The sequence below is a fragment of the Streptomyces sp. NPDC017943 genome (genome assembly GCF_044328425.1).
Lineage (GTDB): Bacteria > Actinomycetota > Actinomycetes > Streptomycetales > Streptomycetaceae > Streptomyces > Streptomyces djakartensis_A.
The window spans coordinates 244129-259273 of sequence record NZ_JBIRHH010000001.1; the positions used below are offsets into that span (position 1 = coordinate 244129).

The window sequence follows — 15145 nt, forward strand, 5'->3', positions numbered from 1 at the left end:
TCCTGGCCGGTGTGCCGTCTCGACCGTCGGCAGGTGCGGGCCGATCGGCGCCCTCGCGCGGCCCCGGGGCGGCCGGCGGGCCGGTGCCCTCGGCCGCCATGTGGCGCGGGCCAGCCGCTGCCCCCGGCCGCAGGGTGGCGCCCGGACAGCCGGCGCCTACTCCGCGGGGTCGTCCGGCGGGCGTACGACGACCTTGCCGGAGGCCAGGTCTATCGGGCCGCGACCGGGATCGCCGTCCCCGACGTCCTCCCGGGTCAGTTCCAGCCGGTTCTGTTCGTCCCGGGTGTGCTTGCGGCCGGGCGAGAACAGTTCCTCGAACGCGTTGAACAACTCTGCCTCCCTCAGCCGCGGGGACCGCGACCTCTCTTCCAGCGTATGCCTCAGCCCGCCGGACCCGGCAGGAGCGTCTCGGCCGGGAACAGGCCCAGCCGGTGCGCCAGCGCCGCCGCCTCGCCCCGTCCGGAGACGCCGAGCTTGGCCAGGATGTTGGAGACGTGCACGCTCGCCGTCTTCGGGGAGATGAACAGCTCCTGCGCTATCCCGCGGTTGGTGTGCCCGGCGGCCACCAGCCGCAGCACGTCCCGCTCCCGGCTGGTCAGGCCGAGTGCGCCGGCGGGGTCCCCGGCCGCCGTACCGGCGGGCGCCAGGGGGAGCCGGGCCCGGCGGGCGAGCGCCCCGGCGGCGTCGGCGAGCGGCCGGGCACCGAGGTGGCGTGCGACGGCGTGGGTGAGCCGGAGCAGTTCCGTGGCGCGGGCGCGGTCGTCCTCGCCGCCGCCGGCGAGGAGGGACTCGGCGAGGCGGTACCGGACGCGGGCGAGGTCGTAGGGCCGCCCCAGCGGTTCGAAGGCGGTGACCACCCGGGACCAGGTCTCCGGGGCGCTCAGGCCCTGCGCGCGGTGCAGCTCCGCGCGGACCCACTGCTCGTGCGCCAGCCAGACCGGGGCGTTGGTGGTGAGGCGCCGGACGGCCTCGAAAACGCTGTCGAGGACCTCGTCGCGGCCCTCCCGCGCGGCGGGCAGGGCGCGGGCGTCGGCCTCGGCGGCGGCCGCTTCGAGCAGCAGCGGCCAGGCGTAGCGCTGGGTGCCGGGCGGGAAGCCCGCCGCGAGGGTGCGGGCGAGTTCGGCGCGGGCGTCGGCCGGGCGGCCCTCCCGCACGGCGACGGCGATGGTGAGGCACGAGAGCGGCAGGTCGTGCTGGGGCATGGGGTCGTGCGGGCCGTAGGCGGCCCGGCCCTCGGCGAGGTGCCGGGCGGCTTCGGGCACCCGGCCGCGGGCCAGGGCCAGGTACGCCAGGCTGTTGGCGGCCGATCCGTGCGGGCCGGCCGTGTGACCGCGCCGCTGCGCGTTGGCGGCGGCCTCGGCGGCCTCGTCCCAGCGCCCCAGCGACAGGAGCGACTCGGCCAGGTTGCTCCATATCCAGGCCTCGGTGTCCCGCAGCCCCATCCTGCCGGTGAGCCGCAGGCCCTCCTGGAGGATGCCGACGGCCTCCTCGGAGCGGCCGACGCCCTCCAGGACGGACGGCAGGTTCACATGGCTCCGGCCGACGATCGCGGCGAGACCGCGGGCGACCACCTCGTCGCGCACGTCGTACATGTGGGCCAGTCCGGCGTCGATCTGCCCGGCGTCGACCATGAGACCGCCGAGGGTGAGCCGGGCGTGGGAGGCGATGTCGTCGGCGCCGACCATGCGCGCGTACTCCACGGCCCGCTCGGCCGCCGTCAGGGCCTGCGGCCCGGGTTCGTGGAGCATCGACCAGTGGGCGGCGGCCGCCAGCACCTCGGCGTGCACCCCGGACGGCGGCAGTCCCCGCACCAGCTCCCGTGCGGTGGCGATCTCCTGCCAGCCGTCGCCGCGGGCGAGGCCCCGCACCAGGCGGGAGCGCTGGATCCAGAACCAGGCGGCGCGCTGGGGGTCGGCGCCGCCGGGGCCCCGGCCGGCGCCGCAGGGCGCGGTGCCGTCCTCCTCCAGCAGGCGCAGAGCCCGCTTGGTGATCTTCAGGGCCCGTTCGCGTTCCCCGCAGAGCCGCCCCGCCACGGCCGCCTCGGCCAGCAGGTCGAGGTGGCGCAGGGCGGTGGTGGCCGGGTCGCGGCCGCTGGGGGTCCCCCCACGCCATTCAGGCAGTGGGGGAGGATAGATCTCGGCGTGGTCCACGGGGCGCAGGGTGCGGCGCACATCCTCGGGAGCCGAGTCCCACAGCTCCATCGCCCGTTCCAGCAGGCGCAGTTGCTCGGCGTAGGCGTGCCGGCGGCGGGCCTCGACGGAGGCTTCGAGGACGGCGGGCAGGGCCTTGGCGGCGTCATGGGCGTGGTACCAGTAGCTGGCCAGGCGGGTGGCGCGCTGGTCGGCGGGGACCAGTTGCGGGTCGGCCTCCAGGGCCTCGGCGTAGCGGCGGTTGAGGCGGGAGCGCTCACCCGGGAGCAGGTCGTCGCTGACGGCCTCGCGGACCAGGGAGTGCCGGAAGCGGTAGCCGTCGCCGCCGGGCGCGGGGGCGAGGATGCCGGCGTTCACGGCGGCGCGCAGCGCCTCGATGAGGTCGTCCTCGGCGAGCCGGGCGACGGCCGCGAGCAGGCGGTACTCGACGGTGGAGCCGCCCTCGGCGACGATCCGGGCGATCTGCTGCGCCGGCTCCGGCATCCCCTCGACCCGTACGAGCAGCAGATCGCGCAGGGAGTCGGTCAGGCCGGTCCGGCAGCCCTCGTGGGCGGCGACGGCGAGCTCCTCCACGAAGAAGGCGTTGCCGTCGGAGCGTCGGAAGATCGCGTCGACCTGGTCGGGGTCGGGTTCCTGCGCCAGGATGCCGGCGATCTGGCACCCCACCTCCTCACGGGTGAAGCGGCGCAGTTCGATGCGGCGGACGGTGCGCAGCCGGTCGAGCTCGGCGAGCAGCGGGCGCAGGGGGTGGCGGCGGTGGATGTCGTCCGAGCGGTAGGTGGCGAGGACGACGAGCCGGCCGGTGCGCAGGGTGCGGAAGAGGTAGGCCAGCAGGTGGCGGGTGGAGGCGTCGGCCCAGTGCAGGTCCTCCAGGGCGAGGACGACGGTGTGCTCGGCCGTCACGCGTTCCAGCAGGCGGGCGGTGAGCTCGAAGAGGCGGGCCATGCCGTTCTCGTCGTGCCGTCCGGTGCCGGACTCGCCGAGTTCGGGCAGCAGCCGGGCCAGCTCCTCCTCCTGGCCCCGGGCCGCGTCGGTCAGCTCGGCCGGCAGGTCCCGGCGCAGGGCGCGCAGGGCCGTGGAGAAGGGCGCGAAGGGCAGTCCGTCGGCGCCGATCTCCACGCAGCCGCCCAGGGCGACCACCGCGCCCCGCTCGCGGGCGGCGGCGGCGAACTCCTCGACCAGGCGTGTCTTGCCGACTCCGGCCTCGCCGCCGAGGAGCAGTGCCTGCGGTTCACCGGCGCGGCAGCGGGCGAGCGCGTCGTGCAGCGTGCCCAACTCCTCGGCACGGCCGACGAACACGGGGCTGACGGACCTGGTCTCCACGGTCCCGAGCATCGCACGCGCGCCGGAGGGCGCGGCACCGGTTTTCGCCGGTGCGGCGGTCGGGCGGCCGCCGTGCGGGCGGAGGGCAGCGGTGGCCGGTGCCGTACGCACGAGCGCACCGCCCCCGGATCCGGCTTCGGGGGCGGTGCTCGTGTGCCTGGTCACCGGCCGGGCGCCGTGTGCCCCGCCCGGGGCCGGTCCCGGCCCGGCGTTCACGCCGGCCGGGCGGGGCGCGGGCGGCGGAAGCGGCGGCTATGGCTCTCGTGCTCGGCGGAGTCGTGGTCCGTATCGCGGCGGGCGCGGCGGGCCCGGTCGGCCTCGCGGACCTGGCGCTCGTGGTCGGCCCGGCGGATGAGGTCGGCGGTGTGCAGGCGCTGGAGTTCGTACTCGTACATGGCGTGTCCTCGGTGGGTGTCGGTCACGGAGGGCTTCTCCGCGACGACTCCACTGTCGTCCCCCGGGCGGGGTGGCCACATCGGGTAAGTTCCGCATCTCCCGCCGCGGCAGGGGCCTTAGGACACGGCCGAGGGGCCCCGGGTCGTCCGTAAGGTGCTCACGGACGTCCTAAGGCCCCTCAGGACGTGCTGCGGTTCAGCTCGCCGACGGCAGTCCGAGCAGGACGTCGGTGTACTTCAGCACGGCCAGGAACAGGCCGACGACGCCGAGGGCGACGCCCGCCCACGCGACCGACTTGATCCACGGCGCCTGGACGCGGCCGGGCGTGCCGAACGCGGGGCGGGCCAGCGTGACGACGCCGACGATCAGCGCGGTCAGGGCGAACAGGCCGGCCCACAGGGCGGTGGTCTGCCAGGCGTCGCCGTAGACGGCCTGGATCTGCTTGGCGACGCTCGCGTTCTGCGTGGTCTCCAGCTGGCCGATGAGGTTCTGGCGCGCGGCGGCCACGGTGCCGACCCAGCTGCCGGTGAGCGAGACGAGGCCCAAGGCCGCGGAGACCACGGCCGCGGCGCCCTGGCCGACGCCGGACGGGCGCTCCCGCTCCGTCGCCGCCTCCCCGGCCTCGTCCGGGGCCTCGGTCTCTTCGGGGGCCCCGGCTGGAGTCACCTCGTCGGACTCGGTGGTCTTCACCGCCTTCTCCTCGGTCGTGGCCTCGGCGGCCTCGGTCTCGTCCACTGCGTTCGTTGCCATGTCTCGCACCGTAGGGTCGCTGTCTGAGAAGTCTCTTAATGAGCGTCGTGGGCGGCACGCGCGCGTGCGGCGCGCCACTCGGGCGCCAGCAGCGACCAGACTTCGAGATCGTGCCGTACGCCACCATAGGGGTGGGCCTCGCGCCGCACACCGTCGCGGCTCATGCCGAGCCGGCGCGCCACGTTCAGGCTGGGCCGGTTGCCGGCGGCGGCGACCCACTCGACGCGGTGGATGCCCCGCTCCTCGACGGCCCAGTCGATCAGCACCCGCATCGCCCGGGTCACCAGGCCCCGCCCGGTGGCGGCCGGCTCCAGCCAGCAGCCGACCTCGCAGTTGCCGCTCGCCGCGTCGAAGTTGAGGAACAGCACCCCGCCCACGAGCGTGCCGTCCAGCCACAGTCCGTGCAGGGAGCCCGTGTCGGCGGCCCGCATGTCCGCGTACCGCTGGAGCTTCGCCCGCGCCGAGGCCAGGTCCGTCTCGGTCGTGCCGAACGGGATGTACCGGCCGATGAAGTCCCGTCCGCGCTCCAGATGTGCCAGGAACTCGGCGGCGTGCCAGGGCTCCAGGGGCTTCAGCTCTGCGTCGTCACCCAGGGATATCGCGTACATCCCGCTGCCGCTCCTCCTCCGCCAGGACGTCCGCCACCTCGGCGTCCGTCGCGGCGGCCAGCCTCTCATGGGTGGCGCGCGTCTCGGGCGGCTCGATGCTGATGCGCGGCAGGCGCCGGTCGAGCCAGCGCGGAAGCCACCAGTTGGCGCCGCCGAGCAGGTGCATCAGGGCGGGGACCAGCAGGGTGCGCAGGACGAAGGCGTCCAGGGCGACGGCGGCGGCCAGGGCGATGCCGAACATGGCGATCACGCGGTCGCCGCTGAGCACGAAGGCCAGGAAGACGGAGATCATGATGACGGCCGCCGAGTTGATGACGCGGCTGGTCTCGGCGAGGCCGACGCGCACGGCCCGCCGGTTGTCGCCGGTCTCCAGCCACTCCTCGTACATCCGGCTGACCAGGAAGACCTGGTAGTCCATGGAGAGGCCGAAGAGGACCGACACCATGATCACGGGCAGGAACGGCTCGATGGGGCCCGCGCTGCCCAGGCCGAGCAGTTCGCTCCCCCAGCCCCACTGGAAGATCGCGACGACCACGCCGAACGCGGAGGCCACGGCGGCGACGTTCATCGCGGCGGCCTTGAGCGGGATGCCGATCGAGCGGAACGCGAGCAGGAGCAGCAGGCAGCCCAGGCCGATCACGGCCCCGACGAACACGGGCAGCTTGGAGACGATGACCTCGGCGAAGTCGTCGTAGCCGGCCGTCATGCCGCCGACCTGCACGTCGAGCGAGGTGCCCGACTCGGCGCGCGGCAGCACGTCCTCGCGCAGCCGGTCGACGAGGTCGCTCGTGCGCTGCGACTGCGGGGAGGACTCCGGTACGACGGTCAGGTACGCGGTGCCGCCGCCGGCGTCGAAGGTCACCGGGGTGACCGAGGCGACGCCCTCGGTGGTGCGCAGGGTGGCGTCGAGGTTGTCCAGGGCGAGCCGGTCGGCGGCGCCGTCGACCTCGGTGACGAGGGTGAGGGGGCCGTTCACGCCGGGGCCGAAGCCGTCGGCGATCAGGTCGTAGGCCTGGCGCGTGGTGGTGGCCCGGGAGTCGTTGCCCTGGTCGGAGGTGCCCAGGTGGAGGGAGAAGGTGGGCAGCGCGAGGACGGCCATGACGGCCAGCGCGATCACGCCGAGCAGCTTGGGGTGGCGCTCGACGAACGCCGACCAGCGGGCCGCGAAGCCGGTGGGCACCTCGGGCTCGGGCCCGTGCTCGGCCAGCCGGCGGCGCTCGCGCCGGCTGAGGGCGCGCATGCCGATCAGGGACAGCAGGGCGGGCAGCAGGGTCACGGACGCGGCGACGGTGAGGACCACCGTCAGGCTCGCCGCTATGGCGACGCCGTTGAGGAAGCCCAGCCGCAGGATCAGCATGCCGAGCAGGGCGATGCAAACGGTGGCACCCGCGAAGACGACCGCGCGCCCGGTGGTCGCGACGGCGTTGGTGGCCGCCTCGGGGACGGACAGTCCGCGCTTGAGCCCGCGCCGGTGTCTGGTGACGATGAACAGCGCGTAGTCGATGCCGACGCCGAGCCCGATGAGCATGCCGAGCATGGGCGCGAAGTCGGCGACGGTCATGGCGTGCCCGAGCAGCACGATCCCGGCGTAGGCGGTGCCGACGCCGACCAGGGCGGTGGCGATGGGCAGCAGGGAGGCGGCGAGCGAGCCGAAGGCGAGGAACAGCACGGCTGCGGCGACGGCCACGCCGACGACCTCGGCGAGGTGCCCGCCGGAGGACTGGGTGAGGGCCACGGCGCTGCCGCCGAGCTCCACCTGGAGCCCGTCGCCCTCGGCGGCCTTGGCGGTGTCGACGACCGCCTGTGCCTCGCCCCGGTCGATGTCCTCGGCCCGGTCGTCGAAGGTGACCGTGGCGTAGGCGGTGTGGCCGTCGGCGCTGATGCGGCCGGTGCCCGGCCCGTAGGGGCCGGCGACCGAGGCCACGCCGGGCAGGTCCTCGATGCGCTCCAGGGTGCGGGTCATGGTCTGCTCGACGTCGGTGCCGCGCACGCTGCCGGACGGGGTGTGCCAGACGACGGTGTCGCTGTCGCCGCCGAGCTGGGGGAAGCCCTCGTGCAGCAGCTGGGTGGCCCGGCCGGACTCGGTGCCCGGGACCTCGTAGTCGTTGGAGTACGTCGTGCCCGCGACGGCGGCGCCGGTGGCGACGCCCGCGAAGGCGAGGAGCCACAGCAGAACGGTGACCAGACGGCGCTGGACACACCAGCGTGCGAGGGCTGCCACGAACGTGCTCCCGGAGTTGCCTTGTGTGGATCTTTGACCGGGATCAGTCGTCGGGGAACCGAACAGCCCGCAAAGAACGCATGAGCAATGCAAAGCCACTCTTACAGGCGAAAAAGATCCATTGCGGCATTCGTGGGCTTATTCACAATGGCAGCGGTCAGTCGAACTGGTCACCCAGCGCCATGACCATCACTCCGGCTATCAGCAGCCACAGGGCCCGCCGGGTCCGCCCCCGGGATCCGAGCACGGCGGCCGCGGCGCAGACCGCGGCTCCGCCGGCGTAGGCGGCCGGGACGAAGGCGGGCGTGGAGCGGGCGAGGCGGAGGAGCGCGGCGGCCAGGCCGGCCAGTGTCAGGGCGGCGCCGGCACCCGCCGCCGTCCAGCGGGCCCGGCGGGCGTCCTGACGGTGGTGGTCCTCGGCGTCGCCGTCCTGCTCCGCGGCCGTATCGTGCTCCGCGGCCGTCTCCGGGGCCGCGGCCGTCTCCGGGTCCGCCGTCCCGGGAACGGTGTCGGATTCAGCGCGTCCACTCATGGCCGGAACGGTAGCGCGCCGGGTGGCGTAAACCGGATGCGGGGCCGGTGGTCCGGCTGCTAGCGTCCGCGCGTCCCGGGTACGCCCGCGGCGCCCCGCGCCGCCCCGCCGAAGCAGGTGCATTGTTTGACGGTCCGACCGAGCTCCGACGCACACCCGTTCTTCCTCGAGGACTCAAGGAGCCCGTTCACCGATGCACGACGACCTCACCTTCCCTCCTTCGGACGCCCCCCTCGCTGACCGTGCGAGGCATCCCGGCTTCCCGCGCAGCAACGGCTACGACGCCCGCTGGACCGTCGACAACCAGATGGGCCCGCACGCGCTGTGGCTGCTGGAGTGGCTGGCCCCGGCCCTGGGGCTCGACACGCTGAGCCCCGGCTCGCGCGTGCTCGACCTGGGCTGCGGCCGCGCCATGACCTCGGTCTTCCTGGCCAGGGAGTACGGCCTCCAGGTCACGGCGGCCGACCTGTGGATCAAGCCCGGCGAGAACGCCGCGCGCATCGCCGAGGCGGGCGTCGCGGACCGCGTCGTCCCCGTGCTGGCCGAGGCGCACGACCTGCCGTTCGGCGAGGGCACCTTCGACGCGATCGTCTCCGTCGACGCCTACCAGTACTTCGGCACCGACGATCTCTACCTGCCCGCGTTGACGCCGCTGCTCAAGCCCGGCGGGCGGATCGGCGTCGTCGTCCCGGCGCTGCGCGAGGAGATCGACGGCACCGAGCCTCCGGAGCACCTGCGGCCCTACTGGGAGCCGGCGTTCTGGTGCTTCCACACGGCCGCGTGGTGGCGCCGCCACTGGACCCGCAGCGGGGCGGTGGAGGTGGAGACCGCGGACTGGCTTCAGGACGGCTGGCGCGACTGGCTGCGCTGGTCCGAGATCGTGGCCGACGAGCACACCGACGAATGGCACGTCCGCATGGCCCGGCACAGCGCCGAGATGCTGCGCCGGGACCGGGGGCGCACGCTCGGCTTCGTCCGGGTCGTGGGACGCCGCCCGTAAGTGACGAGGAGGGGGGGATGCACCGGGTCCGGTGCATCCCCCCCTCCTCGGGTCCGCCGCGGTCAGCCCTCGCTGACGCCCAGCTTCTCCAGGATGAGTTCCTTCACGCGGGCCGCGTCCGCCTGGCCGCGGGTGGCCTTCATGACCGCGCCGACCAGAGCGCCGGCCGCGGCCACCTTGCCGCCGCGGATCTTGTCCGCCACGCCCGGGTTGCCGGCGATGGCCTCCTCGACGGCGGTGGTGAGGGCGCCCTCGTCGGAGACGACCTTCAGACCGCGCTTGTCGACGACCTCGTCCGGGGTGCCCTCGCCCGCGAGGACACCTTCGATGACCTGCCGGGCCAGCTTGTCGTTCAGGTCGCCCTTCGCGACGAGCTCGGTGACCCGGGCCACCTGCTCCGGCGTGATCGCCAGCTCGTCGAGCGCCCTGCCCGACTCGTTGGCGCTGCGGGCCAGCTCGCCCATCCACCACTTGCGGGCGGACGCCGCGTCGGCACCGGCCTCGATGGTGGCGACGATCGGCTCCAGCGCACCGGCGTTGAGGATGGCCTGCATGTCGGTGCCGGAGACGCCCCACTCCTCGCGGAGCCGGTTGCGGCGGACCAGCGGCAGCTCGGGCAGCGCGGCCCGGATCTCCTCGACCCACTCACGGGACGGGGCCACCGGGACGAGGTCGGGCTCCGGGAAGTACCGGTAGTCCTCGGCCTCCTCCTTCACGCGGCCCGAGGTCGTCGACCCGGTGTCCTCGTGGAAGTGGCGGGTCTCCTGGATGATCGTGCCGCCCGAGGACAGCACGGCCGCGTGCCGCTGGATCTCGAAGCGGGCCGCGCGCTCCACGGACCGCAGCGAGTTGACGTTCTTGGTCTCCGAGCGCGTGCCGAACTTCTCGGTGCCGTGCGGGCGCAGCGACAGGTTCACGTCGCAGCGCATCTGGCCCATCTCCATGCGGGCCTCGGAGACGCCGAGCGCCTTGATGACCTCGCGCAGCTCACGGACGTACGCCCGCGCGACCTCGGGGGCCCGCTCGCCGGCGCCCTCGATCGGCTTGGTGACGATCTCGATGAGGGGGATGCCGGCGCGGTTGTAGTCCAGCAGGGAGTGGGACGCGCCGTGGATGCGGCCGGTGGCACCGCCGACGTGCGTCGACTTGCCGGTGTCCTCCTCCATGTGGGCGCGCTCGATCTCCACGCGGAAGGTCTCGCCGTCCTCCAGCTGCACGTCGAGGTAGCCGTCGAACGCGATCGGCTCGTCGTACTGGGAGGTCTGGAAGTTCTTCGGCATGTCCGGATAGAAGTAGTTCTTCCGGGCGAAGCGGCACCACTCGGCGATCTCGCAGTTCAGGGCGAGGCCGATCTTGATGGCGGACTCGACGCCGGTCGCGTTGACGACCGGGAGCGCGCCGGGCATGCCGAGGCAGACCGGGCAGGTCTGCGTGTTGGCGTCCTGGCCGAGGGCGGTCGAGCAACCGCAGAACATCTTGGTCTTGGTGCCGAGTTCGACATGGACCTCGAGGCCCATGACGGGGTCGTACGACGCGAGTGCGTCCTCGTACGACACCAGGTCGGTCGTGGTGGTCACGGTGGAAGTTCCCTCTCAGCCCAGCAGGACGTCGTCGTCGCCCAGCCGCTTCAGCTCGCGGTAGAGAATGGCCAGGTTGGTGACGACGGCCGCGCCGGTGACGACGGCGTCGAGCAGCCGCAGCGTGTCGTTGTCTCCGCGGGCCTTCTTGATCTGCTTGTAGACACCGACGGCGCCGAACGCCGACGTGGCCATCGAGACGTACAGACCGGACTTGGACTTCTTGAAGCCCTTGGCCTTGGACAGTGCGCTCACAGCGACGGAGCCTCCTCGATCAGCGGGTGGCCCCACTTTTCCACGAAGGCGGCCTCGACGGCGGCGCCCACCTTGTACAGGCGGTCGTCCTTCATGACGGGGGCGATGATCTGCAGACCGACCGGGAGGTTGTCCTCCGGGGCGAGGCCGCACGGCAGCGACATGGCCGCGTTGCCCGCCAGGTTGGTCGGGATGGTGCACAGGTCGGCGAGGTACATCGCCATCGGGTCGTCGGCACGCTCGCCGATCGCGAAGGCGGTGGTCGGGGTCGTCGGGGAGACGATCACGTCGACCTGCTCGAACGCCGCGTCGAAGTCCTGCTTGATCAGCGTGCGGACCTTCTGGGCGCTGCCGTAGTAGGCGTCGTAGTAGCCGCTGGACAGGGCGTAGGTGCCGAGCATGATGCGGCGCTTGACCTCGGCGCCGAAGCCCGCCTCGCGGGTCAGCGAGGTGACCTCCTCGGCGGAGTGCGTGCCGTCGTCGCCGACGCGCCGGCCGTAGCGCAGGCCGTCGAAGCGGGCGAGGTTGGAGGAGCACTCGGAGGGCGCGATCAGGTAGTACGCCGACAGCGCCAGGTCGAAGGACGGGCAGTCCAGCTCGACGATCTCGGCGCCCAGTTCCTTGAGCAGCTCGACGGACTCGTCGAAGCGCTGGATGACGCCGGCCTGGTAGCCCTCGCCGCGGAACTGCTTGACGACGCCGACCCGCATGCCCCGCACGCTGCCGTTGCGCGCGGCCTCGACGACCGGCGGGACCGGCTCGTCGATGGACGTCGAGTCCATCGGGTCGTGCCCGGCGATGACCTCGTGCAGCAGGGCCGCGTCGAGGACGGTGCGGGCGCAGGGTCCGCCCTGGTCCAGGGAGGACGAGAAGGCGACCATGCCGTACCGGGACACCGCGCCGTAGGTCGGCTTGACGCCGACCGTGCCGGTGACGGCGGCGGGCTGGCGGATGGAGCCGCCGGTGTCGGTGCCGATGGCGAGGGGCGCCATGTGCGCGGCGAGCGCGGCGGAGGAGCCGCCGCCGGAGCCGCCGGGGATCTTCGTCAGGTCCCAGGGGTTGCCGGTCGGGCCGTAGGCGCTGTTCTCGGTGGAGGACCCCATGGCGAACTCGTCCATGTTGGTCTTGCCGAGGATGACGACGTCGGCGGCCTTCAGCCGCTTGGTGAGCGTCGCGTCGTACGGCGGGATCCAGCCTTCGAGGATCTTGGAGCCGACGGTGGTCGGGATGCCCTCGGTGGTGAAGATGTCCTTCAGCGCGAGGGGGACGCCGGCCAGCGGGCCGAGCTTCTCGCCGCGCTGCCGCTTCTCGTCGACGGCGCGGGCTTGGGCGAGGGCGCCTTCGCGGTCGACGTGCAGGAAGGCGTGCACCTTCTCGTCGACGGCCTCGATGCGCGCGAGGTGGGCCTCGGTGACCTCGACGGCCGTGAGCTCGCCGGAGGCGATCCTCGCGGCGGTCTCGGCGGCGGTGAGCTTGATGATGTCCGTCATGACTTCCTAGTCCTCCCCCAGGATCTGCGGCACCTTGAAACGCTGCTGCTCCTGGGCCGGGGCGCCGGAGAGCGCCTGCTCGGGGGTGAGCGACGGACGGACCTCGTCCGCCCGCATGACGTTCGTCAGCGGGAGCGGGTGCGAGGTCGGCGGTACGTCTTGGTCGGCGACCTCGCTGACGCGGGCGACCGCGCCGATGATGTCGTCGAGCTGGCCTGCGAAGTGGTCGAGCTCTTCGGGCTTCAGCTCCAGACGCGCCAGCCGGGCGAGGTGGGCGACCTCCTCGCGCGTGATGCCAGGCATGCAGCGATCCTCTGGGGTGAGTGAACGGGTTTGGCCCAATCCTATGGGTCCGGGGCCGGTGACCGTGAAACGGTTTGCCGTGCCCGGCACCGACGCGGGGGGCCGGGCCGCCCCCTACTCGTCGGCCGTGGCCGCCGGCAGCGCGGCGCGCGGCCGCTGCCACCCCCGTGGTCCGCGCGCCCGCAGCCACGCCGTGGTCTCCTCGGGCGGCATCGCGGCCGCGACCAGCCACCCCTGCACGGCGTCGCAGCCGAGGTCGCGCAGGCGCTCCCAGGTCTCGTCGTCCTCGACGCCCTCGGCGACGACCAGCAGCCCGAGGGAGTGGGCCAGGTCGACCGTGCAGCGCACGATCTCGGCGTCCTCGGTGTCGATCGCGAGCCGGGCCACGAACGAGCGGTCGATCTTCAGTTCGCTGACCGGCAGCCGGCGCAGGTGCACCAGCGAGGAGTAGCCCGTGCCGAAGTCGTCCAGGGACATCTTCACGCCGTGCCCGGTCAGCGCGTTGAGGGTGTCGGCGGCGCGCTGCGGGTCCTCCAGCAGGACGTGCTCGGTGATCTCCAGTTGGAGCGCTCCCGCCGGGACGCCGTGCCGGGCCAGCCGGGCGGCGACGGAGCCGGCGAAGCCGGGGGTGTGCACGTCGCGCGGGGAGACGTTCACCGCGACCGGCACGAACAGGCCCTGCTCGCGCCAGCGGGCGACCTGGCCGAGCGCGGTCTCCAGGACGTACTCGGTGAGGTGCGGCATGAGTCCGGAGGACTCGGCGATGGCTATGAACTCGTCCGGCGGGACCTTGCCCCGCTCCGGGTGCACCCAGCGGACCAGGGCCTCCAGGCCCGCCACCTGGCCGTCGAACCGGACCTTGGGCTGGTAGTGCAGGTGCACCTCGTGCGCGTCGAGCGCGCGGCGCAGATCGCCCAGCAGACCGAGCCGGTCGGGGGTGTTGGAGTCGCGCTTGGACTCGTAGACCTCCACTCCCGTGCGGTCCCGCTTGGCCTGGTACATCGCCACGTCCGCGCGGCGCAGCAGTCCTTCGGCGTCCAGGGCGTGGTCGGGGAAGACGGCGACCCCGGCGCTGGCCTCCAGCACGAGGGTGAGGCCGTCGAGGTCGAGCGGGGAGCTGAGCGCGGCGACGAGGGTGCGGGCCACGCGCGTCGCGGAGGTGGTGGAGTCGGCGACCGGCAGTAACACGGCGAACTCGTCCCCGCCGAGCCGGGCGGCCTCGGCGCCGCGCGGCAGGGCCACCCGCAGCCGGTCGGCGATCTGGAGCAGCAGCCGGTCCCCCGCCAGATGACCGAGGGTGTCGTTGACCGACCGGAAACGGTCGAGGTCGATCAGCATCAGGGCGGCCCGGGCGTCGATCCGCTCCGCGTCGTCCAGCGCGGTCCAGATCCGTTCGAGCAGCCACTGCCGATTGGGGAGCCCGGTCAGCGGGTCGCGCAACTGCTCCTCCGCCCGGGCCCGGGCTATCCACAGGGTGGAGTCCAGGGCGACGAGGGGGATGGCGAACAGCGGCAGCAGGATCGGTTTGGCCACGGCGACCACGCACACCAGCGGTGCGATGCCCAGCAGCGCGACGGCGACCAGGCCCTGCCTGACCAGGGCGGTGCGGGCGACGGTGGGCAGGCCGGGGCGCGGGGCGTGCAGGTACCACAGCAGGACACGGGTGACGGCCAGGTAGGCGACGGCGACCAGGGCGACCTGCGGCCCGGTGGCCGGCGTCCAGGAGGCGGGATCCGCCGGGGACTCGACGGAGGGCACCGTGCCGAAGGCGGCCAGCACCAGGGCCCCGGCGCCGATGCCGAGCAGGTCGACGGCGCCGTGCAGCACCCCCTGGCGCCAGCGGTTGCGCCGGGCGACCCCGACCAGGACGACGACGGTGAGGCTGACCATCCCGGCCGGGACCCAGCCGTACAGCAGCAGCACGGCGAGGGTGAGGGCGGCGCCCGATCCGGTGCCGCCCCACCAGCGGGAGCGGCCGAGCATGACGAGATGGCCGACGATCAGGCCGGTCAGCACGGCCAGCGACCAGCCGGCCGTGCCCGACGGGAAGAGGGCGTGGCCGCCGGTGAAGGCGCGCTGGAAGCCGGCGCCGAGGACGAGGCCGGCCGCCGCGACGACCGTGGTGGGCAGGGCGGGCCAGGAGGCGTGCCGGTCGGTGTCCGCCGCGCCGAGGGCGGGTCGGTCCTCGGCGCCCGGTCCCGGGGTCCCGCGGCCGTCCGGCCCGGCGGCTCGCTCCCCCGTGGTGTGCCCGTCCGCGGAGTACTGTCCGGCGGCACGCACTCCCGCGCCCGGACGTCCCGCCGGCCGGCCCGCTCCACGGACTGCACGCCACGCGACCGCCATGCGGCGCATGCGCAGCCGTGAGCCCGGCACGGCGCTCTCGGTCGGTTCCATTCCCGTCCCTCTCACAGCCGGCGGTGCCCACGCCACGCGGGCCGGTGCCCGACAACCTCAACGGCCCGCGCTGGAAAACCCTTCCCCGCGCCCCTGCCCGAGCACGAGGATGCCCCGACCGCAGCTGGGCACGGCAGGCGCACATC

The 15145-nt window shown here is 73.7% G+C and carries 13 protein-coding genes; 1 reads left to right on the plus strand and 12 read right to left on the minus strand.

The window, feature by feature from the left end; genetic code table 11:
• Positions 1-156: 156 nt before the first annotated feature.
• The 7 genes from ACH4C6_RS01030 to ACH4C6_RS01060 form a co-directional block, all read right to left on the minus strand.
• Complete coding sequence (locus ACH4C6_RS01030) at positions 157-330, minus strand: DUF6191 domain-containing protein (protein WP_398106428.1); 174 nt, start codon at positions 328-330, stop codon at positions 157-159.
• Positions 331-380: 50 nt separating this feature from the next.
• A complete protein-coding gene (locus ACH4C6_RS01035) occupies positions 381-3485 on the minus strand; it encodes an AAA family ATPase (protein ID WP_398107098.1) in 3105 nt (1034 codons plus the stop codon).
• A gap of 200 nt (positions 3486-3685) precedes the next feature.
• Positions 3686-3895, minus strand: a complete 210-nt coding sequence (locus ACH4C6_RS01040) for a hypothetical protein (protein ID WP_398106429.1) — start codon at positions 3893-3895, stop codon at positions 3686-3688.
• Between the two features lie 169 nt (positions 3896-4064).
• Complete coding sequence (locus ACH4C6_RS01045; protein ID WP_398106430.1) at positions 4065-4619, minus strand: hypothetical protein; 555 nt, start codon at positions 4617-4619, stop codon at positions 4065-4067.
• A gap of 35 nt (positions 4620-4654) precedes the next feature.
• Positions 4655-5227: a GNAT family N-acetyltransferase gene (locus ACH4C6_RS01050; RefSeq protein WP_398106431.1), complete on the minus strand. Its 573-nt coding sequence runs from the start codon at positions 5225-5227 to the stop codon at positions 4655-4657.
• The gene (locus tag ACH4C6_RS01055; protein ID WP_398106432.1) at positions 5205-7448 is read right to left on the minus strand and encodes an MMPL family transporter; all 2244 of its coding nucleotides are present in this window, start codon (positions 7446-7448) and stop codon (positions 5205-5207) included. The genes ACH4C6_RS01050 and ACH4C6_RS01055 overlap by 23 nt, the downstream gene beginning before the upstream one ends.
• A 157-nt stretch (positions 7449-7605) precedes the next feature.
• The gene (locus ACH4C6_RS01060) at positions 7606-7980 is read right to left on the minus strand and encodes a hypothetical protein (RefSeq protein WP_398106433.1); all 375 of its coding nucleotides are present in this window, start codon (positions 7978-7980) and stop codon (positions 7606-7608) included.
• Positions 7981-8173: 193 nt separating this feature from the next.
• On the opposite strand from ACH4C6_RS01060, the gene ACH4C6_RS01065 reads away from it, so the two are divergent.
• A complete protein-coding gene (locus tag ACH4C6_RS01065; RefSeq protein WP_398106434.1) occupies positions 8174-8980 on the plus strand; it encodes an SAM-dependent methyltransferase in 807 nt (268 codons plus the stop codon).
• A 62-nt stretch (positions 8981-9042) separates the two neighbouring features.
• On the opposite strand, the gene gatB is transcribed toward ACH4C6_RS01065, so the two are convergent.
• The 5 genes from gatB to ACH4C6_RS01090 form a co-directional block, all read right to left on the minus strand.
• Positions 9043-10557: an Asp-tRNA(Asn)/Glu-tRNA(Gln) amidotransferase subunit GatB gene (gene gatB, locus ACH4C6_RS01070; RefSeq protein ID WP_398106435.1), complete on the minus strand. Its 1515-nt coding sequence runs from the start codon at positions 10555-10557 to the stop codon at positions 9043-9045.
• Between the two features lie 15 nt (positions 10558-10572).
• The gene (locus ACH4C6_RS01075) at positions 10573-10812 is read right to left on the minus strand and encodes a hypothetical protein (protein WP_019329755.1); all 240 of its coding nucleotides are present in this window, start codon (positions 10810-10812) and stop codon (positions 10573-10575) included.
• Complete coding sequence (gene gatA, locus ACH4C6_RS01080; RefSeq protein ID WP_398106436.1) at positions 10809-12302, minus strand: Asp-tRNA(Asn)/Glu-tRNA(Gln) amidotransferase subunit GatA; 1494 nt, start codon at positions 12300-12302, stop codon at positions 10809-10811. Before gatA ends, ACH4C6_RS01075 begins: the two co-directional genes overlap by 4 nt.
• Positions 12303-12308: 6 nt before the next feature.
• Positions 12309-12605, minus strand: coding sequence for an Asp-tRNA(Asn)/Glu-tRNA(Gln) amidotransferase subunit GatC (gatC, locus tag ACH4C6_RS01085; protein WP_018531282.1), 297 nt, complete (start codon positions 12603-12605; stop codon positions 12309-12311).
• Positions 12606-12719: 114 nt separating this feature from the next.
• On the minus strand, positions 12720-14999 hold the full coding sequence (locus ACH4C6_RS01090) for a putative bifunctional diguanylate cyclase/phosphodiesterase (RefSeq protein ID WP_398106437.1): 2280 nt from the start codon (positions 14997-14999) through the stop codon (positions 12720-12722).
• Positions 15000-15145 lie beyond the last annotated feature (146 nt).